The sequence below is a fragment of the Amycolatopsis sp. genome, assembly GCF_025464955.1.
GTDB lineage: Bacteria > Actinomycetota > Actinomycetes > Mycobacteriales > Pseudonocardiaceae > Amycolatopsis.
Window position 1 is genome coordinate 1 of sequence record NZ_JAODNM010000138.1, and the last position, 25,000, is coordinate 25,000.

Consider the following 25,000-nt stretch of genomic DNA (forward strand, 5'->3'; position numbering starts at 1 on the left):
ACAGCTAACGTAAAACTGTCCATATCTTGTCTAACCACTCAAAGGAACCTCACTACGAGGTTACTTTATACATAAGCTCTACTGGCTTAGTTCACTAGCACACTGTTGAGTTCTCAAGCAACACACCGCAGATCGCGCCACCCGAAAGCAGCCTTATCCGAGACGGTCATTCCTTAGCAAGTTTTTCAAGCTGGTGGGACACCCACTCAATCACCTTGAGATGAGAGCTTGGTTCGTGTCCCGCGGCCACCCGGTTTCCCTGGCGACTTGGAGAACTTTACATGGCCGTTTGACCCCCGGAACAGGGGGGTACCTTAACTGCGTTTCCGCAGGTCAGCGCAGCAGTCGGACGCCGGCGGTGGTGCGCTTGCCCTTGCGGACCACGAGCCACTGGCCGTGCAGCGCGTCGTCCGCCGATGGACGCCACTGCTCGTCGGCGATCTTGACGTTGTTGACGTAGGCACCGCCCTCCTTGACGGTCCGGCGAGCGGCGCCCCTGCCGTCGACGAGTCCGCCGGCGATCAGCAGCTCGACGATGGTCGGCTCCTCGGCAAGCTTGACCTCGCCGGTCGGCACCTCTGCCATCGCCGCGTCGAGCGTCGAGGCATCGAGTTCACCCAGCTCTCCCCTGCCGAACAACGCCTGGCTGGCCGCGATGACCTGCCGGGTCTGCTCCTCGCCGTGCACCAGCGTGGTGAACTCCTCGGCGAGCCGGCGTTGCGCGGCGCGGAGGTGCGGACGCTGCTCGGTGTCCTCGGCGAGCGCGGCGAGCTCCTCCTGCGTGAGGAAGCTGAACATGCTCAGGTAGTTCAGGACGTCCGTGTCGCCAACGTTCACGAAGTACTGGAACCAGGCATATGGCGAGGTCATGGCCGGATCCAGCCAGAGGTTCCCGCCACCGGTCGACTTGCCGAACTTGCGCCCCTCCGCGTCGGTGACCAGGGGCGCGGTCAGCGCGTGGACCGACTTGCCGTCCGTCCGGCGGATCAGGTCGACCCCGCCGATCAGGTTCCCCCACTGGTCGGCACCGCCGACCTGCAGCGCGCAGCCGTACTCGCGGTTCAGGTGCAGGTAGTCCTGGGACTGGAGCAGCAGGTAGCTGAACTCCGTGTAGGACATCCCGTCGGTTTCCAGGCGGCGTTTGACGGTCTCACGGTTGAGCATGGTGTTGATCGGGAAATGCTTGCCGACGTCCCGCAGGAACTCGAGGACGCTCTGCTTGCCGGTCCAGTTGAGGTTGTTCTCGACGATCGCGCTGGTCTTCGCCTCACCGAAGTCCACGAAGCGCTCAAGCTGCCCGCGGATCCGGCCCGCCCACTCCGCGACGACGTCGAGCGTGTTCAGGGAGCGTTCCCCGTTGTCCCGCGGGTCGCCGATCATCCCGGTGGCGCCGCCGGCCAGCACGATCGGCCGGTGCCCGGCGCGTTGGAACCGGGTCAGCATCAGCAGCGGGACGAGGTTCCCGGCGTGCAGGCTCGGCGCTGTCGGGTCGAAGCCGGCATAGAGCGTGAGCGGACCTTTGTCGAGGTCTCGTCGCAGGGCGTCGATATCGGTGGACTGCGCGATCAACCCGCGCCAGGACAGCTCGTCAAGAATGTGCTCACTCACGCCCTGGATTCTTCCGCACCAGGTCAACCGAGTTCTTCGCGGGGCGACGGCGGCCACCCCGGCGGTACGTCGAGACCGCGGGCGACCGGTCGTCCCAGAACCGCCACGGGGTCTCCATCGCCATGGCGACCCCGACCCTGGGCCCGGTTCTGATGTGCTCGGCAGGCACCCGTTCGCCGGTGTACAGCCGCACGGGCGACGCCGGGTCTGTCAGGTCGAGGCTGTTCTCCTCGCGGTCGATCGCGAGCACCGACGTCAGGATCGCGGGCCCTTTCGCGAGCTCGCCCGTCCCCCTGGCCCTCGGCCGGCGCGCCTTGACGACGTCGAGCCCGGACACCACTTCGCCGGCTCGCATCAGCACGGCTCCGGGCTGACCCTCCTGGGTCCCGACGACGTTGGCGCAGAAGTGCATGCCGTAGACGAAATACACGTACAAGTACCCCGCCGGTCCCCACATGACCGAATTCCGCGGGGTCCGGCCGCGATAGCAGTGCGACGCCGGGTCGTCGAACCCGCGATAGGCCTCGACCTCGACCAGCCTGACCGCCACCGTGCCATCGGGCCCGGTCGACTCGATCACGGCGCCGAGGAGGAGCTCCGCCAACTCGATCGGGTCCAGTGCCAGTTCGTCCCGCGTGAACAGCCGGTCACCCACGTCTTGCTTCCCCTCGCGCCCGCCGATCATCACGAGCCGAGCCTAGTGGCCAGGTCCGCACGACGGTCTTGAGCGATCGCTCAAATTCTGGCTATACTGCGGTTGAGCACTCGCTCAAACTGGAGGTAGCCCGATGGGCAGACGGTCGCTTTACGTGGAGACGGTGATCCACACAGACATGGACACGCTCTGGCGGTACACCCAGGAGCCGTCGTTGCACCAGCGCTGGGACCTGCGGTTCGCCGAGATCCACTACCTGCCCGATTCGGACGGCAAACGCTTCCGTTACGCGACCAGGATTCTCGGCCTGACCGTCGCCGGAACCGGAACCAACGCGGGCGAGCGCTCCCGTTCTGACGGCACCCGGACCTCGGCATTGCGGTTCGCGTCGGCGGATCCGTTGTCGCTGATCAGGTCCGGATCCGGTTACTGGCGTTACACCCCCACCCAAAACGGCGTCCGGTTCGTCACCGGGTTCGACTACACCACCCGCTGGGGCCCGCTTGGCAAACTCGCCGACCTGCTGTTCCGCCCGCTGTTCGGCTGGGCGACGGCGTGGTCGTTCGACCGGCTGCGGCTGTGGCTGGAAACCGACACTCCGCCGGAGTCGCTCTCCTTGCTCGCCCCTTCCGCGGCAAGGTGCGTTCGCCGGCCGACACGCGACCGCGACGCCGTCCCGCCGCAACTCCTGAGCAAGGTGGACAAGCCATGACGAGCATCTTCCAGCATGCGCTGGGTGCCGAGTTCGAGTCGCTGCACCCGCGGATGCGAGAACGGCTGTCCCTGTGTACCGCCGCCGGAACCGGCATGATCGGGCACGGGGTGATGGACCGGATCTGGCGCGGCAGGGCGTTCACCACGCCGTTCCTGCGGCTCGGTGCATCCCGGCACATCCTGTTTCCCGAGCGGGGCCGCAATGTGCCCTTCACCATTGAGAACTACCCGTACCTCGACTCCTACGGCCGGGAAACGGTGTCGTTCGTGCGGACCTTCGAACTGCCCAACCGGCGTCGGCGGTTCGACGCGCAGATGGTCTACGAGGGCGGCCGGATCGTCGACTACCTCGGCACGCATCAGCACCTCGCCACCGACTTGGACATCTCCGTGCGGCCGGACGGCGGCTTTCGGATCCGCTCGGGGGAGTTCCGGCTTGCCGAAGGTCCGCTGCGGGCGGTCGTCCCACAGCCGATCGTCGGCGTCGCGTCAGTCGACGAATGGTTCGACGAGGCCAGCGGCCTGTTCCGCATCGAAGTAGCGGTGGTCAACGGCCGGTTCGGGCCGCTGTTCGGCTACGAGGGCGGCTTCGACGCGAAGTTCGTCGATCTGCGCACTGGGGTGAGCGGAGCGGTCAAACCGTTGCGGGAGAAGGTCTTGGACCGATGAACAACAGCACGCCCGCGCCATCGGGCACCAAGCAGCGGCTCATCGACGGCGTGCTGGAAACCATCCGGCTGCACGGCATCACCGCAGTCTCCGCGAGGACGGTCGCGGCCGCGACCGGTACCAACCAGGCGCTGGTCTTCTACCACTTCGGCACGGTCGACGAACTTGTCGCGCAGGCGTGCGTAAGCGCTACAGAGGCCCGGGTGGACGCCTACCGCGACCGGTTCGAGGCGGTACGAACCGTGGGCGAGCTCCTCGAACTGGGCCGGACGATCCATCTCGAGGAACGGGCCGGCGGGAACCTGGTCGTCCTCGCGCAGACGTTGGCAGGCGCGCAGGGCGGCGGACGGTTGGCCGAAGCGACTCGCGAGGCGCTGGGAAAGTGGGTCTCCGCGGTGAAGTCCGCACTGGACCGCGTATTGGACGGGTCGCCACTGACCGAGTTCGCCGACACGGCAGGGCTCGCGTACGCGGTCTCGGCTGGATTCCTAGGGCTGACGCTCTTCGAGTCTGTCGACCCGGAGGGCGGCGAGAGCGCGCTGCGAGCCTTGACTCAGCTCGCAGCGCTCGTCGACGTCGTCGAAGGGCTCGGTCCGATCGCCACCCGCGCGGTGAAGGCCAAACTGCGCAAACGCAGTTAAGGAGCAGCTACTTCAGCCATTGCCTCGCTTCGGTGACCCGGTCGATAAGACGGGCTCGCTGTTCAGCCACGCGAACCGGGGCGGTCCCGCCGCGGGCGTCCCGCGAAGCCACCGACCCTTCCACCGTGAGGACTTCGCGGACCTGCGGGGTCAGCGCGGGATTGATCGCGTGGAACTCCTCGTCGGTCAGCTCGTCCAGCCCGACACCTCGGCCTTCGGCCACGCGGACGCTCTCCCCCGCCGCCTCGTGCGCGACGCGGAACGGGACGCCCTGGCGGACGAGCCACTCGGCGATGTCGGTGGCCAGGGTGAACCCTGCGGGAGCGAGCTCGGCCAGCCGCTCGGTGTGGAAGGTCAGCGTGCCGACCATGCCCGCGATGGCCGGGAACAGGAGCTCGAGCTGGTCGACCGAGTCGAAGACCGGCTCCTTGTCCTCCTGCAGGTCGCGGTTGTACGCGAGCGGCTGCGCTTTGAGGGTGGCCAGCAGGCCGGTCAGGTTGCCGATCAGCCGGCCGGTCTTGCCCCTCGTCAGCTCCGCGACATCGGGGTTCTTCTTCTGCGGCATGATCGAACTGCCGGTCGCCCAGGCGTCGTCGAGAGTCACGTAGCCGAACTCGGCGGTGTTCCAGATGATGATCTCTTCGGCGATGCGCGAAAGGTTCACGGCCAGCATCGCGACGTCGAACGCGAACTCCGCGGCGAAGTCACGCGAAGCGGTGCCGTCGATCGAGTTCTCGACGCTCGTGTCGAACCCCAGCTCCGCTGCGATGGCTTCGGGATCGAGGCCCAGCGAGGACCCGGCGAGCGCGCCGGAACCGTAGGGCGACTCGGCGGCGCGCACGTCCCAGTCACGCAGCCTGCCGACGTCGCGCAGCAGCGCCTGGCCATGCGCGAGGAGGTGGTGGGCGAGCAGCACCGGCTGCGCGTGCTGGAGGTGCGTCCGCCCGGGCAGGATGACGTCGGGATGGCGTTCCGCCTGGGACACCATCGCGTCGATGACGGAAAGCGTGCCCGCGACGACCCGTCGGGCGGCGTCGCGCAGCCACATCCGGAACAGCGTGGCGACCTGGTCGTTGCGGGAGCGGCCGGCCCGCAGCTTCCCGCCGAGGTCGGTGCCGGCACGTTCGAGCAGCCCGCGCTCCAGCGCGGTGTGCACGTCCTCGTCCGCGACCGTCGGCGCGAACGCGCCGGAAGCCACATCCGCCGCCAGGACGCCCAGTGCGTCGAGCATGCCGGTGAGTTCCGCGTCGGTCAGCAACCCGGCCTTGTGCAGCACGCGGGCATGGGCGCGAGAACCGGCGATGTCGTACGGCGCCAATCGCCAGTCGAAGTGCGTGGACGCGCTCAGCGCCGCCATCGCCTCCGCCGGGCCGCTGCTGAACCGGCCGCCCCACAACTGCACGGGCTGCTCTTTCTCGCTCACGTTCTCACTCTTTCAGGTGCTCGCGGATTCATACCGAATGATGGGTTTTTCTGCGTGCGCTGGTCGAAGTCAGTCGTTGCCGGGTTCCTTGGCTTCGACGTCCAAAGTAGACGATCGTCGCGCGAGCGCGGTGAACCGTTCGGCCAGGTCCCGCCCGGACAGCGGCTCCCTGGCAATCACGGCGACCGTGTCGTCGCCGGCAATCGAACCGACGACCTCTTCCAGCGCCGCCCGGTCGATCGCGCTGGCCATGAACTGCGCCGCCCCGGGCGGAGTGCGCAGCACCATCAGGTTGCCCGACGCGTCGACCGAGACCATGAGCTCGCCCAGTAGCCTGGCCAACCGCGATGTACCGCCCTGCACGCCTCGCACCGGGCTGCCGTCCTCGGGGATGACGTACACCGGCGCACCGGAATCCGCGCCGCGCAACTTCACCGCACCGAGTTCGTCGAGGTCCCGCGACAACGTCGCCTGCGTAACGTCGACCCCCTCGGCGACGAGCAGCTTCGCCAGTTCGGTCTGACTGCGGATGGCCATGGTGGACACCAGCTCGGTGATCCTGGCCTGTCTCGACGCGCGGCTCATGGGGCCCCCGCTGAGAAGAACACGTCGGCCCTGCTCATCGGCGCCTCCGCTGAGAAGAACACGTCGGCGCGGCTCACTTCCGGCGATCCTCGTCCAGCAGCCACACGAGCAGCGCCTTCTGAGCGTGCAGGCGGTTTTCGGCCTCGTCCCACACCGCGCTGGCCGGCCCGTCGAGTACCTCGTCGGTGATCTCCCAGCCGCGGTGCGCGGGCAGGCAGTGCAACACGATCGCGCCCGGCGCGGCCCGCTCCAGCAACGCCGCGTTGACCTGCAGCGCCCGGAACGGACCGACGCGGTCCAGGCCGTCGTTCTCCTGTCCCATCGAGGTCCAGGTGTCGGTGACCACGACATCGGCGCCGTCGACCGCGGCCTGCGGATCGGTGAACACCGCCGCGCTGCCGCCGGTGTCGCTCGCGCGGTGCTTGGCGTCGAGCATCACCTGCAGGTCCGGCTGGAAGCCCTCCGGGGAGACCACCCGGACATGCATCCCGGCCGTCGTCCCGCCCAGCAGCAGCGAATGAGCCATGTTGTTGGCGCCGTCACCGAGGTACACGAGGGTCAGCCCGGCCAGCTTTCCCTTGCGCTCCCTGATCGTCTGCAGATCGGTGAGCACCTGGCAGGGGTGGAACTCATCGGTCAGCGCGTTGATCACCGGGATCCGCGAGACCAGCGCCATCGCGTCCATGCGCTTCTGCGCGAAAGTCCGCCACACCACGGCGTCGACGTAGCGCGAGAGCACCCGGGAGGTGTCCTCGATGGTCTCTTCGCGGCCCAACTGCATCGAGCGGCCGTCGACGATGACCGGCTGCCCGCCGAGCTGGGCGATGCCCACCTCGAAGGAGAGCCTGGTGCGGGTCGAGTTCTTTTCGAAGATCGCCGCGACCGACATCCCCTGCAACGCCTTCGAGCCGTGCTTGTCGGCCTTCAGCTTGTCCGCCAGGTCGAGCACGAACTTCTGCTCGTCGGGGTTCAGGTCGTCGTCGCGGAGAAAGTGCCGAGGCATTACTGGCCGTCCTTCCTGGTGGAGTCGAGCGCCGCCGGGAGAGCGGACAGGAAACCTTCGACCTGCTCGGTGGTCAGGATCAAGGGGGGCGCCAGCCGAATGGTGTCCGGAGCGACGGGGTTGACGAGGTAGCCAGCGTCCTGGGCGGCCTTGGCGACCGCGGCCGAGACCGGCTCGCGAAGCGAGATCCCGATCAGCAGCCCAGCTCCGCGCACCCCGGCCACCAGCGGATGGCCGAGTTCCTCGACCCCGTTCGCGAGGTCCTTACCCAGTGCCGCGGCGTGGTCGATCAGCCCGTCCTTGGCGATCGTGCGCAGCACCGCCAGCCCAGCGGCGCAGCACACCGGGTTTCCCCCGAACGTGGTGCCGTGGTGCCCGGGCTTGAGCAGGTCGGCAGCCGGCCCGATGCCGATCACCGCGCCCAGCGGAAGCCCGCCGCCCAACCCCTTCGCCAGCGTGATCACGTCCGGCAGTACGCCTGCCTGCTGGAAGGCGAACCAGGCACCTAACCGGCCGATACCGGTCTGCACCTCGTCGAGAACGAGCAGCGCACCGGCAGCCTTCGTGATTTCCCGGGCAGCCTGCAGGTAGCCGTCCGGAGCCGGGATGACCCCGGCCTCGCCGAGCACCGGTTCGAGAAACACCGCGGCGGTTTCGGAGTCGACAGCCGCGCGGAGCGCTTCGACGTCACCGAAGGGGACGTGCGTGACTCCGGGTACCAGCGGGAAGAACGGATCCCGCTTGGCGGGCTGGCCAGTGAGCGTGAGCGCGCCCATGGTCCGGCCATGGAACGCGCCTTCACAGGCGACGACCTTCGTGCGTCCGGTCAGCCTGCTCATCTTCAGCGCGGCCTCGTTCGCCTCGGCGCCCGAGTTGGCGAAGAGCACTTTCCCGTTGCCGGTCACGCCCGCGATATCGAGCAGCGCCTCCGCCAGCTCGAGGGCGACCGGGTTCACATACAGGTTCGAGGTGTGGCCCAGCGTGGCGATCTGTTCGGTGACCGCCTGCACCACCGCGGGATGGGCGTGGCCGAGCGCGTTGACCGCGATGCCGCCGACGAGGTCGACGTAGGAGTTGCCGTCGACGTCCCACACACGCGCGCCTTCACCGCGGACGAGCGTCAGCCCCGGCGTGCCGTAGTTGTCCATCACCGCGGACCGCCACCGGCTCTGTCCGTCTACATTGGACTTTATGTCGTTCATGATGCCTCTTCTTCCGGGAACACCATGGTCCCGATCCCCTTCGAGGTGAACACTTCCAGTAGTACCGAGTGCGCGACCCGGCCATCGATCACGTGCGCGCGGCGGACCCCGCCGCGGACCGCGCGGGCGCAGGCTTCCATCTTCGGGATCATCCCGCTCGCCAGACCCGGCAGCAGCAGTTCCAGGCGGTCCACCCGGATCTTGTCCACCAGCGACGACCGGTCCGGCCAGTTCGCGTACAGCCCCTCGACGTCGGTCAGCATGACCAGCTTCTCGGCGCCGAGCGCGGCGGCCAGTGCGCCGGCGGCGGTGTCGGCGTTGACGTTGTGGACCACGCCGTCGATATCCGGGGCAACGGTGGACACGACCGGGATGCGCCCGGCGTTGACGATGTCGAGCACGGCATCGGGGTTGACCGCGGCGACCTCGCCCACCAGGCCGATGTCGACCGCCACTCCGTCGACGACAGCGTGCTTGCGTTCGGCGGTGAACAGGTGCGCGTCCTCGCCGGAGATGCCGACGGCGTACGGGCCGTGCGCGTTGATCAGCCCGACCAGCTCACGGCTGACCTGGCCCACGAGCACCATCCGGACGACATCCATCGTCTCGGGCGTGGTCACCCGCAGGCCGCCCTTGAACTCGCCGACGAGCCCCAGCCGATCCAGCATCGCGGTGATCTGCGGGCCGCCGCCGTGCACGACGACGGGGCGCAGCCCAACCATCCGCAGGAACACCATGTCCTCGGCGAAAGCCTGCTTCAGGCTGTCGTCGATCATCGCGTTGCCGCCGTACTTCACGACGACCGTCGCGCCGTGGAACCGCTGCAGCCAAGGCAGTGCTTCGATCAGCACCCCGGCCTTCTCGGCCGCGGTGCTCAGCCGTTCGTCCGCCGAGACCAGTAACTCCGACGGACTCATGACGAGTACGCGCTGTTCTCTTCGACATAGCCGTGCGAAAGGTCGGTCGTGTACACCGTGGCTTCGTCGGATCCGACTCCGAGGTCGATGACGATCGTGATGGCACGGCCGCTCAGGTCGGCCTCGGAACGGTCCGCCGCTGTCGTGCCGCGGGCGAACAGCGTCACGCCGTTGATGGTGATGGACAGCGTTTCCGGGTCGATCCGGGCCGGGGCGCGGCCCAGTGCCATCGCGATCCGACCCCAGTTCGGGTCCGAACCGAACAGCGCGGTCTTGACGAGGTTGTCCTCGGCGACCGTGCGCGCGACCACGACGGCGTCCGCTTCGCTCGCGGCGCCCTTCACGACGAGGTCGACGTACTTCGTCGCGCCTTCGGAGTCCGCTCGCAGCTGCAGGACGAGGTCCAGCGAGACCTGGGTGAGCAGGTCCGCGAGCTCCGCCTCGGACGGCGTCACGCCACTGGCACCGGAGGACAGCACGAGCACCGTGTCGTTCGTGGACGTCCCGCCGTCGACGTCGAGCCGGTCGAATGTCAGGTGGGTCGCCGTGCGCAGGGCCCGATCGAGGGTCTCCTTGTCGGCGACGGCGTCGGTGGTGATGACCGAGAGCATGGTCGCGAGGTTCGGCGCCAGCATGCCGGCACCCTTGGCGAAACCGCCCGCGCTCCAGCCGTCGGCGTGCCGGACGAAGGCCTGCTTCGGCACGCTGTCGGTGGTCATGACCGCGGTCGCCGCCGCGAGCCCTGACTCGGCAGTGGTGTCGAGTGCCTTGACCGCAGCGTCCACTCCCGACAGCACGGCGTCCATCGGCAGCCGCTCGCCGATCAGGCCGGTGGAGCACACCGCGACCTCGACCGCACCGGCGTCGAGCACCTCGCCGACCTTCTCCGCGGTGGCGTGGGTGTCTCCGAAGCCGAGCGGACCGGTCGCCGCGTTGGCGCCACCCGAGTTCAGCACGACCGCGCGCAGTCGCTGGTGGCGAAGCACTTCCTGCGACCACAGCACCGGGGCGGCCTTGATGACGTTGCGGGTGAACACACCGGCGGCCACGTCGTTGGGGCCGTCGTTGACCACGAGCGCGAGATCGAGCGCGCCCGACGCCTTGATCCCGGCGGCGACCCCCGCCGCCCGGAAACCCTGCGGACCCGTAACCGTCACGGTGCTACCCCCACACTGGAAAGCCCGGTCATCTCCGCGAAGCCGAGCGCGATGTTCATGGACTGGACAGCACCGCCTGCGGTGCCCTTGGTCAGGTTGTCGATGGCGGCGATCACGATCAGCCGCCCCGCGTCGACATCGACGGCGACCTGCAGCTGCACGTTGTTGGAACCCAGCGTCGCCGCGGTGCTCGGCCACCGGCCCTCGGGCAGGAGCTGCACGAAGGGCTCGGTGTCGTAGGCCTTCTCATACACCGCGCGAACGGCGTCGCCGTCCACCCCGGGTACCAGCTGAGCGCTCGCCGTGGTCAGGATGCCGCGAGGCATGGGAGCGAGCACCGGAGTAAAGGACACCGTCACCCGCTCCCCCGCCACCGCACTGAGGTTCTGGGTGAACTCAGGGGTATGCCTGTGTGCACCGCCGACGCCGTAGGCGCTGGCCGAACCCATCACCTCGGAACCGAGCAGGTTCGGTTTCAGGCTCTTGCCCGCACCCGAAGTCCCGGTGACACCGACGACGGAGACCTCCGGACGCACGAGCCCGGCAGCGAGCGCCGGCGCCAGCGCCAGCGAACCACCGGTCGGGAAACAGCCCGGTACCGCGATCCGCTTGGTACCGGCGAGTGCCGCACGCGCTCCCGGTAGCTCCGGGAGGCCGTACGGCCAGGTTCCGGCGTGTTCTCCGCCGTACCAGCGCGTCCAGTCCGCGGGATCGGCCAGCCGGTGGTCCGCGCCGAGGTCGACGACCAGGACATCGGGACCGAGCTGGGCGGCGATCTGGGCGGAATGCCCGTGCGGCAGCGCCAGGAACACGACTTCGTGCCCGGCCAGAGTCTCGGCACTGGTGTGCGCCAGCACCCGGCCCGCCAGCGGAACGAGATGTGGCTGATGGCCGCCCAGCGCGGTGCCCGCGCTGGTGGCGGCCGTCAACGCACCGATCTCGACCTCCGGATGAGTGAGCAGGAGACGCAGGAGCTCTCCGCCCGCGTACCCACTCGCTCCAGCAACCGCGATCTTCACCGTCATGCGTATGATTATGCACGACGACGCAAGTTCAATCAAAGACGGGCCGGGCGTGCCACTGGTTCAGTCCGGCACACCCCCTTGCCCGGCGTCCCGGCGACTCGGCGGGACCGGGAGGTAGGCGCCCGGCGCTTCCGGGTCGCACCCGACCCGAGGCAGCCGAGCCCGGATCCCGCCGGGCGTGCGCTCGAACCGGGCGGCGATCTCCTCGACGTTCTCGCCCGCGAGCCAGAGACGTTCCAGTTCCGCGTCGAGCTCCGCCGTCCACTGCGCGCCCCGCTTGGCCGGGCCGTCCGCCGGTCTTCGGCGACTGCCGGCGAAGGCGCGCAGCGCGCCCGCAAGCACTGTGCCCAGCGCCGCCGCGGACCCGGCGTCGACCTCCAGCCGCCCTTCAGCCACCGGACTGCCGTCCGGATCAGCGGCTCCGATGTCGACCGCGAGGCGACTTTCCGTCGAAACCGGATCTTCGCCCGCCAGCGCGGCGATGCCGATGCGATACGTGTGATTACCGACCCTGACCTGGGTGAGGGTCTCTTCGATGATGTCCATGAGCCCAAGCTAGCGCGGACCCCCGACAGTTTCGGCTCACCGTGCGTCCCCGGGCGACCGCGCTCCGAAACTGTCGGACCCCTGTCTTATCGTGATCACCGTCACCGAACACCTGATCGAATTCAGGGTGTCGAGAGCCAGGGGGCAGAGATGAACGAGCGCGAATTCTGGCGGTTGATCGGGCGCGCGCACCGCGACCGGCGCCGGCACGCCACGGCCAGGGACGAACTCCGAAGACGGTGCCGGCTGAGCGACAGCCGGGAAACCCTGACCCACCTCGGGCGGCTGCTGGAAGAGCTGCCCATGACCGAGCTCATCCGGTTCCACCAGCACATTGAACGCCTGCACCGGCAGGCGTACCGGTGGCCGATGTGGACCGCTTTCGGCCTCGCGCTGGCGGGCGCCGATCGGGCGGCCGTGAGAGACGGCATCTGCTGGCTCATCCTGAGCGGCAGGCGACGGTTCCGGCAGGTGCTCGCCGAACCGGACGCACTCGGCTCGCACCAGGTCGAAGCGGCCGAAGTCGCCGATGCCGCGGAACTGGCCACGATCGCCGCCAGGATCCTCATGCCGGACTCCGGACCCGGCACCGGTGGACCGGCCGGGTTGTTCGAGCTGGACTGCTATGAAGAGCCGCCACCCGACGACGGGCTCCCCGAGAACTTCGAGGCCCTACGCCGGCGCTTTCCCCGGCTCGCCGCGCGGCACCTGCCCAGCGGAGCGGACGCCCCGGACGGCCCACTCGTGATCCTCCCGGCGCAGTGGTGCCCCGACCTGGACCAGACCGGGGTACCACGATGAGCTACCGCTTGCGTGAACCAGCCGCTTCAGGCGTGCGCGAGCTGCGAGCGCAATGCCTTCTGCAGCTCCGCCGGCATCTGAGGGGCTGGGCTGTCGGCTTTCGCGCCCGCGGCCGCCGGCACCGGTGGTGGCACCGCCGGGCAGTCGGTGTCCGCCCGGTTACCCGGCTTGCGGACCGGCAACTTTCCCGTCGCGAGGTAGTCCGCGACCTGGTCGTCGACACACGAGACCCCGGACAGCGAACCGGCATGGGTCGTGCCGCCGGGAGCGCCGATCAGGCTCGAGTTCGGGTACAGCTTGCGTACCTCGAGGCTCCCCTCGAACGGCGTCGCCGCGTCCTGCTCCTCGTCGATGAGCAGCGCACCGGCCACCTTCCTCCCGTCGACGTTCACGGGCTTGCCCGCCTTGGCGGGCCAGAACACGCAAGGCGCGTTGAACCACGCGTTGCCCCAGGTCTCGAAGGGCGCCTGGAAATAGGTCAGCCAGTTGTCGACGCGCCACTTGTTCCAGTTCGTCGGCCACTGCACGTCCGAGCACTGAACTGCGTTGTAGACCGCGAAGCCGTTGTCGTCACCCGGCGGGTTGGACTCGTCGTACAAGGTCTTGAGGGTCTGCCAGTCACCCTTCTGCACCCAGCCGGCGAACGCGTTCGCCAGATCTTCCCAGCCGAAGACGTAGTAGCCGGCCTGCAGGAAGACGTCGGTCCATTCATCGGCACCGATCACCCCGCCCGCGGCGTGCGCACCGAGCTTGCGCTGCTGGGCGTACCAGAGCTTGTCGACCGCGTCACCGGTCTTGCCGAGGTGGTAGACGCTGTCGTACTTGGCGATCCAGTCGAAGTAGACCTTGATGTTCTTGTCGAAGGCGATGTCCTGGTCCAGGTTCGCCTGGTACCAGACCCCGCGCGGATCGACGTTACTGTCGAGCACCATCCGGCGCACCCGCTGCGGGTAGAGGGTGCTGTACACCTGGCCGAGATAGGTGCCGTAGGAGAAGCCGTAGTAGTTGATCTGCCGCGCTCCGAGCGCTTTGCGCAGGCTGTCCATGTCCTGCGCCACGTCGGTGGTCTTGATGTGCTCGAGCAGCGGGCCGTTCTTCACACAGGCCGCTGCGTAGGTCTTCGACCGGGCGAGCCACACCTTTTCCAGCTGAGGGGAGGTCGGCAGGTAGTTGGGCCGGTTGTAGCTGAAGTAGTTCCCGTCGCAGGTCAACGCCGGCTTACTCGAGCCGACACCGCGCGGGTCGAAGCCGATCCAGTCGTAGGCGTCGCCCGCGTGGTTCGGCACCGCCCCGCCGAGGGTGGACAGGCCGAGTCCCGAACCACCGGGACCACCGGGGTTGACCAGCATGACGCCCTGGTACGCGGCGGCCTTGTGCTTCACCCGCGACACCGCGATCGAGATCTTCGCGCCACCGGGCTTGGCGTAGTCCAGCGGAACCTGCAGGAACCCGCAGTCCGCGCCGGCGTTCTTCAGGGAGGTCGACTGGCAGGGTCCCCAACTGATGGCCGGCGGGCTGTACTCCGGCGGCCCGGCAGGCGCGGCGACGGCAGCGGGCGCGACAGCCAGCGTACCGACGGCGATGCCCGCGACCGCGACTGCGGCTACGAATCTTTTCACGGTGTCCCTTTTCGTTTTCGTGCAGTGGTCACACGGCGGGTGTGCAGTCCGTCGATGATGGTCGGCGCCGGTACGAATTTCCCCGAAAGTACCCCGGGCTTGCGAACAACCTGTCCGAACGACACGCTTTCCGCTATCCGCCTTTCGTTGGTATTTCGACTTCGCCGGGAGGGAACCGATGAGTACGGCAGCCACGTTGACCGAAGCGGTGCGAGCCGGATTAGCCCAGGTGGCGGATCCGCTGAAGGCTCCGGCGATGCGCGCTTACATGAAATCGGCGATGCCGTACCGCGGAGTCGCGAAACCGGCACGCCGGGTGCTCACCCGGGAACTGTTCGCCGAACATCCCCTCGAAGACCGAAAATCATTCACGAATACCGCACTGGAGTTGTGGCGGAACGCCGAATACCGGGAAGAAAGATACGTCGCGATCGATCTGACCGGGTACCACTCCTACGCGCGATGGCAGGATTCATCGCTGCTTCCGCTCTACGAGGAAATGATCGTGACCGGTGCATGGTGGGACTATGTGGACGAGATCGCGATTCGCCGGGTCGGACCGATTCTGCGGGCCGAGCCGGCCACAGTCAGGCCGCTCATGGTGCGGTGGTCGCGAGACGCCGATCTGTGGCGTCGGCGTACATCGGTGATCTGCCAGGTGGGAGCCAAGGAGCACACCGACACCGTGCTGCTCGCCCGGACTACGGAAGCCACCCTCGACGAGCCGGACTTCTTCCTGCGCAAGGGCATCGGCTGGGCGCTGCGCGAATATGCCAAGACGGACCCCGAGTGGGTCCGGCAGTTCGTCGGCGACCATCCGGCGCTGTCCGCCTTGTCCCGGCGGGAGGCTCTCAGGCGGATCGGGTAATAAAGAGCCCCGGGTGGGCCGACATTGAGTCGGTACCCACCCGAGGCTTGGCTACTGCTGACGCGCTACGCCCGCAGCGTCGCGCCGAACCGCTCCGACGTCGCGGCGACAGCCGCGTCCTTCGCTTCGATCGCCTCGTCGACGGTCAGCGTGCGATCGGGTGCGCGGAACCTCAGCTTGTAGGCCAGCGAGCGCTTGCCCTCCCCGACCTGTTCGCCGGTGTAGACGTCGAACAGCGTGATGTCCTCGAGAAGTTCGCCGGCGGCACCTCGCAAGGTTTCTTCCAGCTCCGCCGACGGCACCTTGGCCGGCGCCACGAGGGCGACGTCCAGAAGCACCGGCGGGTAGGTCGAGATCTTCGGCGCCGGCCGGTTCTCCAGCAACGGGATCGCGTCGAGGTCCAGCTCCATGACGGCGGTCCGCTTCGGCAGTCCGAGCGCCTCAACGACCTTCGGGTGCAGCTCGCCGGCGTGCCCGATCGGCCAGTCGCCGATCAGCAGCTGCGCGCACCGACCCGGGTGCCACGGCAAGAGGTCCGCGGCACGGATCTCGAGCTCGACCCCGGCCGCCGCGGCCACCGTCCGAGCGGCCTGCACGGCGTCGGCCCAACCTGCCTGCTCACCGTCACCCCACCAACCCGAACGCCGGTACTGCCCGGTGAGGGCGACAGCGACGTGCACCGGCTGAGCCGGGACGGCCGCGGTGAGCACCGCCAGCTCCTCGTCGGTCGGCCGGCGGTCGACCCCGAGCGCGGGCATCGGAACCGGCTCGGCCGAGGGCAGCACGACCTGTCCGATGTGGAACAGGGCGAAGTCCTTGTTCCCCCGGGAAATGTTGCGCTGCACCGCGTCCAGGAGCCCCGGCAGCAACGTCGTGGCCAGTTGGTCCTTGTCGGCTTCGAGCGGGTTGCGGACCTGCACGGTGTTGCGCCGCACGTCGTCCGCGTCGAGACCGAACGCGTCCCAGACCGTCTTCGAGACGAACGGGAACGGCAGGACCCCGACATACCCGGTGTCCGCGAGCGCACGGGACACCGCGCGGCGACGCCGCTGCGTTTCGGTGAGACCGCGGCCGATCGGCGCGCTCGGCAACGTCGACGGGATGCTGTCGAGCCCTTCGAGGCGCAGCACCTCCTCGACGAGGTCGGCGGGCTGCAGCAGGTCGCCGCGCCAGCTCGGCGGCAGCGCCGTGACCAGGCCGGTGCCGTCGTCGCCCGTGCTCACGGTGGCCTTGCAACCGATCTGACCGAGCCTGCGAACGGTGACCCCGCGGTCGTAGCGCACGCCCGCCACCTGATCGGGCAGGTTGATCGGCATCGTCACGGCCGGCAGCGGGGCGACTTCGCCCACGTCCGTGCGCCCCGGCTGGATGGCACCGTCGCCGTACTGCCGCAGCAGCCGCGCTGCCAGCTCGGAGGCGACGGCGCACAGCTGTGGGTCGGTGAACCGCTCGTAACGCTTGGCCGCCTCGGAGAACAGCTTGTGCCGGCGCGCCGTCCTGCTGATCGACGCCGGGTCCCAGTGCGCCGCTTCCAGCAGCACGTCGGTGCTCTCCAGGCTGATCTCGGTGCTCGCGCCGCCCATGGTGCCGGCCAGCGAGACCGCGCCGGAGTCGTCGGCGATCACCATGTCGTCGGTGTCGAGCTCGCGCACGACATCGTCCAAAGTGGTCAGCTTCTCGCCGGGTTCGGCGCGGCGCACCACGAGATCGCCCTTGACCGAAGCGGTGTCCCAGGCGTGCAGCGGGTGCCCGAGCTCGATCATGACGTAGTTGGTGACGTCGACGGCGAGCGAGATGGACCGGATCCCGGACAACATCAGCCGCCGGCGCATCCACCATGGAGTGGGCGCGGTCGCGTCCAGTCCCTTGACTCGCCGCACCACGAACCGAGGGCAGCCTTGCGGGTCCTCGACCCGGACCGGCCACGCTTCGCCTTCGGCTTCCGGCAGCTCGATCGAGGCCGGGTCGCCGAAGGGGACGTCGAGCGCGTTGGACAGTTCCCTGGCCAAGCCGCGCACGGACAGCGCGTAGCCGCGGTCGGGGGTCGGGGTCACGTCGAGGACGGTGTCGTCCAGGCCGAGGACCACGCTCGCGTCGTCTCCGGGGCTCGCGGTCGCCGGCGGCAGCACCAGAATGCCCGCCTGGTCCTCACCGAGGCCCAGTTCCTTCGGCGAGCAGATCATGCCGTCGCTGGTGCGGCCGTACGTTTTCCTCGCGGCGATCGCGAAGTCTCCGGGGAGCACCGCTCCCGGCAGTGCGACCACCACGAGGTCGCCCTCGGCGAAGTTCGAGGCACCGCAGACGATGCCGCGCGTGCGGATGCCGCCGTGGTGCTCGACGGCCTCCGGCTCTTCTGCGCTCACGGTGTCTTCAGCGACGTCCGTGTTCTCGGCGCCGTCTTCACCGACGTCGACCCGGCAGAACCGGATCGGCTTCTTGAACTCGGTCAGTTCTTCGATTTCGGCGACCCTGCCGATCACGAGTGGACCGGTGACCTGCGCGAGCGGACGGACCTCGTCGACCTCGATGCCGATGCGGACGAAGGCGTCGGCCAAATCCTGGGCGTCGACGCCTTCATTGAGGCCGAGGTGTTCGGTGAGCCAACTGACCGGGATCCGCACTACGACTCCGTTCCGAACGGGAGGGTGAAGCGGACGTCACCCTCCACGATGTCGCGCATATCGGGAATTCCGTTGCGGAATTGCAGAGTGCGCTCGATACCCATGCCGAAGGCGAAGCCGGAGTACACCGCCGGGTCGACCCCGCAGGCACGCAGCACGTTCGGGTTGACCATGCCGCAGCCGCCCCACTCGACCCAGCCGGCGCCGCCCTTTTTCTGCTCGAACCAGACGTCGACCTCGGCGGACGGCTCGGTGAACGGGAAGAAGTGCGGACGCAGCCTGGTCTTGGCCTCTTCGCCGAACATCGCGCGGGCGAACGCGTCGAGCGTGCCCTTGAGGTCCGCCATAGTGATGCCCTTGTCCACCGCGAGTCCCTCGACCTGGCTGAAGACCGGGGTGTGGGTGGAATCCAGCTCGTCCGTCCGGTACGTGCGACCCGGGCAGACCACGTACACCGGCAGCTCGCGACGCAGCAGCGTGCGCGCCTGGACCGGTGAGGTGTGTGTCCGCAGGACGAGACCCGAGTCCTCGGCACCGACATAGAAGGTGTCCTGGAGCTGGCGGGCCGGGTGGTCCTTGCCGAAGTTCAGCGCGTCGAAGTTGAACCACTCCGCTTCGAGCTCCGGGCCGTCGGCGATCTCGTAGCCCATCGCGACGAACACGTCCTCGATGCGCTCGGAGATCGTGGTGACCGGATGCCGGGCGCCCTGGACAACGCGGTCCCACGGGAGCGTGACGTCGACAGCCTCGTCCCGCAACACGTTCTCGTCGCGCTCGGCCTGCAGCACCGCGCGGCGGGCGTCGAACGCCGCCTGGATGGCCTGGCGGGCCTCGTTGACGAGCTTGCCCGCCTCGGCCTTCTCCTTCTTCGGCAGCGCGCCGATCTCCCGGCGGGCCAGCAGCAAGGGCGACTGGTCACCGAGGTGCGCCGGCTTGCACGCGGCGAGCGCGTCGAGATCGGGTACGGCGCCGAAGTCCGTCTCGGCCTTCTTGATCGCAGCCCGTAGCGTCTCCGGTGCGAGGGTTTCGCCCGGCTTCGGGTCCTGCTCTTCGGTGGCTCCGGACATAACTCCTCGTCAGAAGCGTGGGTGCTGGATTCTGGGACCTCGCGCAGGCAGGAGCCGACGTGAGCGGTTCACCTGATTCTATGGGACCCCCTGGTGACACCAACCGGTCACCCTCGGCTGACCGGGGTTGCTGTCTGTGAAGGCCCGGATCGGGCGGGACATCGCGCCAGGCTAGACGCGCTTCGCCGCCATCGCGCTGGCGTAGACACACACGGCCGCCGCCGTCGCCAGGTTCAGGCTTTCCGCCTGCCCGTAGATGGGGATCTTGACCGCGGTGTCGACCCGGTCGAGCACGTCGCCGGGCAGGCCGTGGGCTTCGTTGCCGAACACCCAGGCGGACGGGACGGTGAGGTCGATCGAGTCGAGTTGCGCTTCGGCGTAGCCGTGGGCAGCCAAGGTACGCAGCCCGGCCGCCGAGCAGGCCGCCAGCGCGGTGTCGACGTCGCGCACGCGGGTGATCGGCACGTGGAACAGGCTGCCTGCCGCGGCGCGGACGCATTTGCCGTTGTGCGGGTCGACACTGTCACCGGCCAGGACGACAGCGTCGGCTCCGGCGGCGTCGGCGACGCGGATCACGGTGCCGGCGTTGCCGGGGTCGGAGACGTCGACGAGCACGACCACCAACGAGGTGCCGACGTCGAGCAGGCCCTCGATGGACCTGTCGAGCAGGTCGCACACCGCGACGATGCCTTGCGGTGTCACGGTTTCGGACAGGCCGGACGCCGCGCGGTCGGTGATGACGGACACCGCGACGTCGAGTTCGCGAGCCAGCCGGACGAGCTCCGAGGAGGTCTCCCATGCCCGCGTCGTAACGAACAGTTCGTGCACGGTGCCGGGGCTGAGCCGCTCATGGGCCAGTGCGGCGCCGACGGCGTTCGCGCCCTCGGCGAGAAACCGGCCCGCCTTGTCCCGTTCGGCGCGGCGGGTCAGCTTGCGCGCGGCAACAACCCGGGGGGTCCGCTCGGTGAACGGATCCGCCCCGGGTTGCGGGAGCGCTACCGGCCTGATCAGGCCGACTTCTTCTCTTCGCCGGTGTGCACGTTCGCCTTCGCCAGCTCGGCGAGCGCGGTGAACGCGGCGGCGTCGTTGACGGCGAGATCGGCAAGGATCTTGCGGTCGACCTCGACGCCGGCGATCTTCAGGCCCTGGATGAACCGGTTGTAGGTCACCCCGTTCGCCCGGGCGGCCGCGTTGATACGCGTGATCCACAGCTGGCGGAAGTCACCCTTGCGGGCGCGACGGTCCCGGTAGGCGTAGTTGAGCGAGTGGAGCATCTGCTCCTTGGCCTTGCGGTAGAGCCGCGAACGCTGACCGCGGTAACCGCTGGCCAGTTCAAGAGTCGCGCGACGCTTCTTCTGGGCGTTTACCGCCCGCTTGACGCGTGCCACTGGTACATCCTGTCGATCTCAGGGGGCTGGGAAAAGCCCCGGGTGGTTGGGGAAAAGTCTGGGTGGGTCAGAGACCGAGCAGACGCTTGACGCGGCCGACATCGTTCTTGGCGATCTCGGTCGTGCCTTCGAGGCGGCGCGCGTACTTCGCGGACTTCTTCTCCATCAGGTGGCGACGGCCGGCCTTCTGGCGACGGAGCTTGCCCGTGCCGGTCACGCGGACCCGCTTGGCCGTGCCCTTGTGCGTCTTCATCTTCGGCATTCGTTGTCCTCTTCCGGGCGGCGGCACGACGGAAGCCCGTCGTGCCGCTGACTTGCGTTAGGTGGCCGGTTGAGCCGTCAGGACGACTCGGCTTCCGCGACTTCCGCGGCTTCCTTGGTCACCTTCGGCTTCGGCTTGATGTTCTTGTGCGGCGCCAACACCATGATCATGTTGCGGCCGTCCTGCTTCGGTGACGACTCCACAAAACCGAGCTCGGTCACGTCGTCGGCAAGCTTCTGCAGCAACCGGAACCCGAGTTCGGGCCGCGACTGCTCGCGTCCGCGGAACATGATCGTGACCTTGACCTTGTTACCGGCGGCCAGGAAGCGCGACACGTGACCCTTTTTGGTCTCGTAGTCGTGCTGGTCGATCTTCGGACGCAGCTTCTGCTCTTTGATGACGGTCAGCTGCTGGTTGCGGCGTGACTCGCGGGCCTTCTGCGCGCTCTCGTACTTGAACTTGCCGAAGTCCATGAGCTTGCATACCGGCGGGCGTGCCTGCGGCGCGACCTCGACGAGGTCGAGATCGTTCTCCTGCGCGAGCCGCAGCGCGTCCTCGATGCGGACGATGCCGACCTGCTCACCGGCCGGTCCGACGAGCCGGACCTCCGGTACGCGGATCCGATCATTGATGCGTGTCTCGGAACTGATGGGGCCTCCTTGGTCCGAGGTGAGTTCTTCTGTCTGTACTCGACCTGGTGCCCACATGCCACGGGCCCCGTCACCAGCTGGTTCAGCCGGCACGCGGGGCCCTGTTCCGATCGCGCCCGGCCATAAGAGACCGAACGCTTCGCGCGACGCGACATCAGCGAGAACGCCGAAGAACACGTCTTACGAGACCGGACCCGGACACCTGAAGCGGCGACACGGGTGGGAGCGGGGCTCCACTTTGCCGCCCCCGATCGCTCGGGGGCTGGTCGTACGTGGAAGGGTACCAGACGTGTCGGAACAACCTTCTCAGCAGCCCGCCTATTCCCCTGAAGACGAGCGCCGGACGCCTCCGCCGGATATCCGCGACCTGGAGGACATCCCCAGTGTAGAGGTCATCAGCCGGGCCGCGGTCATGCTGCTCTCGGCCGGCGCCGAGCGGCTCGGCCTCGCCGACGCCGATCCGGACACCAGCCCGCATCGCGACCTCGACGAGGCGCGTCGGCTGATCACCGCCCTCGCCGGGCTCGTCACCGCCTCCGCGGAGTACCTGGGGCTGCACGCCGGCCCCCTGCGCGACGGCCTGCAGTCCCTGCAGAAGGCCTTCCGCGAGGCCTCCGTCGTCCCCGATGCCCCAGGTCAGGGCCCCGGCGAGAAGTACACCGGACCTGTCTACTAGCTGCTCGAGCCTGTCCGTCGGCAAAAAACCGATGGACAGGCTTGACCGAGCCAATTAACATTTTAGATGTGAGTGGTTTAGTCAAGATCCAGCGGCCCCTGCTTCGCGACGAGGCGTACGACAGCCTTCGCCGGGCGATCGTCGAAGGCGACCTCGCGCCCGGAACCGATCTCCGCGACGCCGACCTGGCGACCGAACTCGGGCTGTCCCGCGCGCCGGTCCGCCAGGCGTTGACGCGGCTGGCGGCCGAAGGACTGGTCGATTCCAAGCCGCAGAGCTACACGCGGGTCGCGCCGATCGTCACCGACGACGTCCGCGACGCGTTGCAGCTGGTCCGTACGTTGCACGAATTCGCCGTCCGCGCCGCGCTCCCCCGGTTCACTACCGCCCACGTCGCGCAGATGCGGGTCGCGAACGCGGCCTTCGTCGCGGCGATCGCCGACGGCGACTTGGCCGCCGCCATCGAAGCGGACGACCGGCTCCACGACGTGCCGGTCGAGGTCTGCGGGAACCGGGCCGTGGCGAACACCTTGGACCGCTACACGCCGTTGCTGCGCCGTCTCGAACTCGCGCGGTTCAGCACCGCGATGGCCCACCGCTCGATCGCACGCCACGACGAACTGATCGACGCGATCGAGGCACGTGACACCGACGAAGCCAGCCGGCTCACCAGCACGATCTGGGCGGAGCTCCCGCCCCTGTTCGATTCCTGAAAGAGGCACGACATGAAGCTGGACTCCTTCGAGCGCTATCCCCTGATGTTCGGCCCGTCGCCGGTGCACCCGCTGGAGCGGCTCACCGAGCACCTGGGCGGCGCCCGGGTGTGGGCCAAGCGCGAGGACGTCAACTCCGGGCTCGCCTTCGGCGGCAACAAAACCCGCAAACTCGAATACCTCGTCGCCGACGCGCTCGCCACCGGCGCCGACACGCTGATTTCGATCGGCGGAGTGCAGTCGAACCACACCAGGCAGGTCGCCGCCGCGGCCGCCCGCGCCGGACTCAAAGCCGTGCTGGTCCAGGAAAGCTGGGTCGAGTGGGCCGATCCGCTCTACGACCGGGTCGGCAACATCCAGTTGTCCCGGCTGATGGGCGCCGACGTCCGGCTCGTCGACGCCGGGTTCGGCATCAGCTTCAAACAGAGCTGGGAACAGGCCATCGCGGAGATCGAAACCTCGGGCGGCAAGCCGTACGCGATCCCGGCGGGCGGTTCGGACCACCGGCTCGGCGGACTCGGTTTCGCCAACTGGATCACCGAACTCGAAGCCCAGGAACAGGAACTCGGGGTCTTCTTCGACACCGTGATCGTGTGTTCGGTGACCGGTGGCACCCAGGCGGGCATGATCGCCGGGAACGCACTGAGCGACCGGCCGCGCCGGATCATCGGCATCGACGCTTCGGCGAAGCCCGCCGAAACCCGGGCGCAGATCGCCCGCATCGCCCGCGCGACGGCTGAGCTCATCGAGGTCGGACGCGAGCTCGCCGAAGACGAGATCATCCTCGACGAGCGCTACCACGCCGGGACATACGGCATCCCTGACGAGTCCACAGTGGACGCGATCCGGCTGCTCGCGCGACTGGAAGGCGTCATCACCGACCCGGTGTACGAGGGCAAGTCGATGGCGGGCCTGATCGACCTGGTCGGCCGCGGCGAGATCGGCAAGGGCTCGAACGTGCTCTACGCCCACCTCGGTGGCCAGCCCGCGATCAACGGCTACACCTCGGTCTTCTGATTAGCGCCGCCGCACTCTCCGGCGCACGATGTGCCGCTATCGGCAGGCGCCGAGTAGCCGAGGGCCAGACCTCCGTGCGCGACCAGGACCGAGCACCGTTCGCCGCGGCGTGGCGGTCCGTCTCACGGCTGGACGTTCGCCGTCGCGCGCTGACGGAAGTCGTCAGCGATGTCACCCATCTGCGCGAACCACACACCGTCGTGCCCGAGCATGTGCTGGATCACCCGCTCCAGCAGCTGCATCCGGTGGTGCCGGCCGATGATCTGCGGGTGCATCGTGAGGACATAACAGGCGTCGCTGTTCTCGGCGTACATGCCGTCGAAGTCGCCGCACCAGATCTCCTGCGCCCGGGACGGACTGGCCAGACCGGTCAGGTAGTTCGGCGTGAACGCGAACATGAACAGCGAGGAGTCGCACAGCTCCCACGCGCCGGGGACCTCGACGATGTCGGTCCGCTCCCCCTTGTCGTGGACCCAGTAGGGCCGGTCGGCCGCCAGTTGGCTGGCGTCGTACTCGATGCCGTACTCGGCCAGCAGTGCGTAGGTGTTGTGGGACAGTTCCCAGGACGGAGACCGGTAACCCCTTGGCCGCACGCCGACCTGCCGTTCCAGCGCGTCGATACCGCGCTCGATCATCTCCCGTTCCTCGGTCAGCGACAGGCCGGGGGGTGGCTCGTGACAGTAACCGTGGTGACCGATCTCGTGCCCCGCCGCCGCGATCGCCTTCGTCTCCTCGGGGTGCCGATCCGCCGTGTCGCCCGGAATGAAGAAGGTGGCGGGCAGGTGGTACTTGTCCAGCAGCCTGAGGATGCGGGGCACACCCTCGTTGGCGCCGTAGGCACCCCTGGACAGCGCCGACGGCGTGTCGACGCCCAATGCGCCGAGCCAGACAGACTCGGCGTCGAAGTCGAACGTCAGCGAGACGGCGATCCGGTGGTCACTCGCGGTGCCACCGCCAATCGGCTTTTCTGTCATCACAGATCCCGTTCCTGAGTCGCTGGTGGGCCTAGTCCGGTCACGTCTACTCTGGACGGACCGCAGACCTGCGCGTCACCGCACACTCGGCCATAATTTCCTGCTGTGTGGTGGTTTCCGTATCACAGTAGCGTTAGATACGAGTGTGGACCACCTTTCGTTGCCACGCGCCCGATTCGCACTGAGGGATGCCATGCCG

At 68.3% G+C, this 25,000-nt stretch carries 26 protein-coding genes; 8 read left to right on the forward strand and 18 right to left on the reverse strand.

Features of this window, described 5'->3' with window-relative positions:
* Nucleotides 1-333 precede the first annotated feature (333 nt).
* Nucleotides 334-1,608: a tyrosine--tRNA ligase gene (gene tyrS / locus JWQ81_RS35630; RefSeq protein ID WP_297548547.1), complete on the reverse strand. Its 1,275-nt coding sequence runs from the start codon at nucleotides 1,606-1,608 to the stop codon at nucleotides 334-336.
* Complete coding sequence (locus JWQ81_RS35635) at nucleotides 1,601-2,293, reverse strand: DNA-3-methyladenine glycosylase (RefSeq protein WP_297548657.1); 693 nt, start codon at nucleotides 2,291-2,293, stop codon at nucleotides 1,601-1,603. The genes tyrS and JWQ81_RS35635 overlap by 8 nt, the downstream gene beginning before the upstream one ends.
* Before the next feature lie 103 nt (nucleotides 2,294-2,396).
* Between JWQ81_RS35635 and JWQ81_RS35640 the strand changes: the two genes are divergently transcribed.
* Genes JWQ81_RS35640 through JWQ81_RS35650 form a run of 3 tightly spaced genes read left to right on the forward strand, consistent with a single transcriptional unit; the run spans nucleotide 2,397 to nucleotide 4,287 of the window.
* Nucleotides 2,397-2,975, forward strand: a complete 579-nt coding sequence (locus JWQ81_RS35640) for a hypothetical protein (RefSeq protein ID WP_297548549.1) — start codon at nucleotides 2,397-2,399, stop codon at nucleotides 2,973-2,975.
* Nucleotides 2,972-3,646 (forward strand): DUF4166 domain-containing protein, encoded by a 675-nt coding sequence (locus tag JWQ81_RS35645; RefSeq protein ID WP_297548551.1) that lies wholly within the window; start codon nucleotides 2,972-2,974, stop codon nucleotides 3,644-3,646. Before JWQ81_RS35640 ends, JWQ81_RS35645 begins: the two co-directional genes overlap by 4 nt.
* The gene (locus JWQ81_RS35650; protein ID WP_297548553.1) at nucleotides 3,643-4,287 is read left to right on the forward strand and encodes a TetR family transcriptional regulator; all 645 of its coding nucleotides are present in this window, start codon (nucleotides 3,643-3,645) and stop codon (nucleotides 4,285-4,287) included. The genes JWQ81_RS35645 and JWQ81_RS35650 overlap by 4 nt, the downstream gene beginning before the upstream one ends.
* Before the next feature lie 7 nt (nucleotides 4,288-4,294).
* Here JWQ81_RS35650 and argH read toward each other — a convergent pair whose 3' ends face one another.
* The 8 genes from argH to JWQ81_RS35690 all read right to left on the reverse strand — a co-directional run bounded on the left by argH (nucleotide 4,295) and on the right by JWQ81_RS35690 (nucleotide 12,145).
* Nucleotides 4,295-5,710 (reverse strand): argininosuccinate lyase, encoded by a 1,416-nt coding sequence (gene argH, locus JWQ81_RS35655; RefSeq protein WP_297548555.1) that lies wholly within the window; start codon nucleotides 5,708-5,710, stop codon nucleotides 4,295-4,297.
* 69 nt (nucleotides 5,711-5,779) lie between these two features.
* Nucleotides 5,780-6,295: an arginine repressor gene (locus JWQ81_RS35660; RefSeq protein ID WP_297548557.1), complete on the reverse strand. Its 516-nt coding sequence runs from the start codon at nucleotides 6,293-6,295 to the stop codon at nucleotides 5,780-5,782.
* 73 nt (nucleotides 6,296-6,368) lie between these two features.
* Nucleotides 6,369-7,298, reverse strand: a complete 930-nt coding sequence (argF, locus tag JWQ81_RS35665; protein WP_297548558.1) for an ornithine carbamoyltransferase — start codon at nucleotides 7,296-7,298, stop codon at nucleotides 6,369-6,371.
* Complete coding sequence (locus JWQ81_RS35670) at nucleotides 7,298-8,500, reverse strand: acetylornithine transaminase (protein WP_297548560.1); 1,203 nt, start codon at nucleotides 8,498-8,500, stop codon at nucleotides 7,298-7,300. Before JWQ81_RS35670 ends, argF begins: the two co-directional genes overlap by 1 nt.
* Complete coding sequence (argB, locus tag JWQ81_RS35675) at nucleotides 8,497-9,417, reverse strand: acetylglutamate kinase (protein ID WP_297548562.1); 921 nt, start codon at nucleotides 9,415-9,417, stop codon at nucleotides 8,497-8,499. The genes JWQ81_RS35670 and argB overlap by 4 nt, the downstream gene beginning before the upstream one ends.
* On the reverse strand, nucleotides 9,414-10,574 hold the full coding sequence (gene argJ, locus JWQ81_RS35680) for a bifunctional glutamate N-acetyltransferase/amino-acid acetyltransferase ArgJ (RefSeq protein ID WP_297548564.1): 1,161 nt from the start codon (nucleotides 10,572-10,574) through the stop codon (nucleotides 9,414-9,416). The genes argB and argJ overlap by 4 nt, the downstream gene beginning before the upstream one ends.
* The gene (argC, locus tag JWQ81_RS35685) at nucleotides 10,571-11,599 is read right to left on the reverse strand and encodes an N-acetyl-gamma-glutamyl-phosphate reductase (protein WP_297548566.1); all 1,029 of its coding nucleotides are present in this window, start codon (nucleotides 11,597-11,599) and stop codon (nucleotides 10,571-10,573) included. The genes argJ and argC overlap by 4 nt, the downstream gene beginning before the upstream one ends.
* A 60-nt stretch (nucleotides 11,600-11,659) precedes the next feature.
* Nucleotides 11,660-12,145: a helix-turn-helix domain containing protein gene (locus JWQ81_RS35690; RefSeq protein WP_297548568.1), complete on the reverse strand. Its 486-nt coding sequence runs from the start codon at nucleotides 12,143-12,145 to the stop codon at nucleotides 11,660-11,662.
* 150 nt (nucleotides 12,146-12,295) lie between these two features.
* Here JWQ81_RS35690 and JWQ81_RS35695 point away from each other — a divergent pair, with 150 nt between their 5' ends.
* Nucleotides 12,296-12,946, forward strand: a complete 651-nt coding sequence (locus JWQ81_RS35695; protein WP_297548569.1) for a DUF4240 domain-containing protein — start codon at nucleotides 12,296-12,298, stop codon at nucleotides 12,944-12,946.
* Between the two features lie 26 nt (nucleotides 12,947-12,972).
* Here the strand turns inward: JWQ81_RS35695 and JWQ81_RS35700 are convergent, their stop codons facing one another.
* Nucleotides 12,973-14,565 (reverse strand): alpha/beta hydrolase, encoded by a 1,593-nt coding sequence (locus tag JWQ81_RS35700; protein WP_297548571.1) that lies wholly within the window; start codon nucleotides 14,563-14,565, stop codon nucleotides 12,973-12,975.
* Between the two features lie 178 nt (nucleotides 14,566-14,743).
* On the opposite strand from JWQ81_RS35700, the gene JWQ81_RS35705 reads away from it, so the two are divergent.
* Entirely contained in the window at nucleotides 14,744-15,433 is a 690-nt protein-coding gene (locus JWQ81_RS35705) for a DNA alkylation repair protein (RefSeq protein WP_297548573.1), read from the forward strand.
* 65 nt (nucleotides 15,434-15,498) lie between these two features.
* Here the strand turns inward: JWQ81_RS35705 and pheT are convergent, their stop codons facing one another.
* The 6 genes from pheT to infC form a co-directional block, all read right to left on the reverse strand.
* Nucleotides 15,499-18,054 (reverse strand): phenylalanine--tRNA ligase subunit beta, encoded by a 2,556-nt coding sequence (pheT, locus tag JWQ81_RS35710; protein ID WP_297548575.1) that lies wholly within the window; start codon nucleotides 18,052-18,054, stop codon nucleotides 15,499-15,501.
* Entirely contained in the window at nucleotides 18,054-19,121 is a 1,068-nt protein-coding gene (gene pheS / locus JWQ81_RS35715; RefSeq protein ID WP_297548577.1) for a phenylalanine--tRNA ligase subunit alpha, read from the reverse strand. The genes pheT and pheS overlap by 1 nt, the downstream gene beginning before the upstream one ends.
* 171 nt (nucleotides 19,122-19,292) lie before the next feature.
* Nucleotides 19,293-20,129: an RNA methyltransferase gene (locus JWQ81_RS35720; protein ID WP_297548659.1), complete on the reverse strand. Its 837-nt coding sequence runs from the start codon at nucleotides 20,127-20,129 to the stop codon at nucleotides 19,293-19,295.
* On the reverse strand, nucleotides 20,129-20,509 hold the full coding sequence (rplT, locus tag JWQ81_RS35725; RefSeq protein ID WP_297548579.1) for a 50S ribosomal protein L20: 381 nt from the start codon (nucleotides 20,507-20,509) through the stop codon (nucleotides 20,129-20,131). The genes JWQ81_RS35720 and rplT overlap by 1 nt, the downstream gene beginning before the upstream one ends.
* A gap of 67 nt (nucleotides 20,510-20,576) precedes the next feature.
* Nucleotides 20,577-20,771, reverse strand: coding sequence for a 50S ribosomal protein L35 (gene rpmI, locus JWQ81_RS35730; RefSeq protein WP_297548581.1), 195 nt, complete (start codon nucleotides 20,769-20,771; stop codon nucleotides 20,577-20,579).
* 77 nt (nucleotides 20,772-20,848) lie between these two features.
* The gene (gene infC, locus JWQ81_RS35735; protein WP_297548583.1) at nucleotides 20,849-21,478 is read right to left on the reverse strand and encodes a translation initiation factor IF-3; all 630 of its coding nucleotides are present in this window, start codon (nucleotides 21,476-21,478) and stop codon (nucleotides 20,849-20,851) included.
* A gap of 301 nt (nucleotides 21,479-21,779) precedes the next feature.
* Between infC and JWQ81_RS35740 the strand changes: the two genes are divergently transcribed.
* The 3 genes from JWQ81_RS35740 (at nucleotide 21,780) to JWQ81_RS35750 (ending at nucleotide 23,827) form a co-directional block, all read left to right on the forward strand.
* Nucleotides 21,780-22,097 carry a DUF1844 domain-containing protein gene (locus JWQ81_RS35740; RefSeq protein WP_297548661.1) on the forward strand — a complete coding sequence of 106 codons (318 nt, stop codon included), beginning with the start codon at nucleotides 21,780-21,782 and terminating at the stop codon, nucleotides 22,095-22,097.
* Between the two features lie 68 nt (nucleotides 22,098-22,165).
* Nucleotides 22,166-22,810, forward strand: coding sequence for a GntR family transcriptional regulator (locus tag JWQ81_RS35745; RefSeq protein ID WP_297548585.1), 645 nt, complete (start codon nucleotides 22,166-22,168; stop codon nucleotides 22,808-22,810).
* A gap of 12 nt (nucleotides 22,811-22,822) precedes the next feature.
* The gene (locus JWQ81_RS35750) at nucleotides 22,823-23,827 is read left to right on the forward strand and encodes a 1-aminocyclopropane-1-carboxylate deaminase (RefSeq protein WP_297548586.1); all 1,005 of its coding nucleotides are present in this window, start codon (nucleotides 22,823-22,825) and stop codon (nucleotides 23,825-23,827) included.
* 122 nt (nucleotides 23,828-23,949) lie between these two features.
* Here JWQ81_RS35750 and JWQ81_RS35755 read toward each other — a convergent pair whose 3' ends face one another.
* Entirely contained in the window at nucleotides 23,950-24,801 is an 852-nt protein-coding gene (locus tag JWQ81_RS35755; RefSeq protein WP_297548588.1) for a polysaccharide deacetylase, read from the reverse strand.
* Nucleotides 24,802-25,000: the final 199 nt, after the last annotated feature.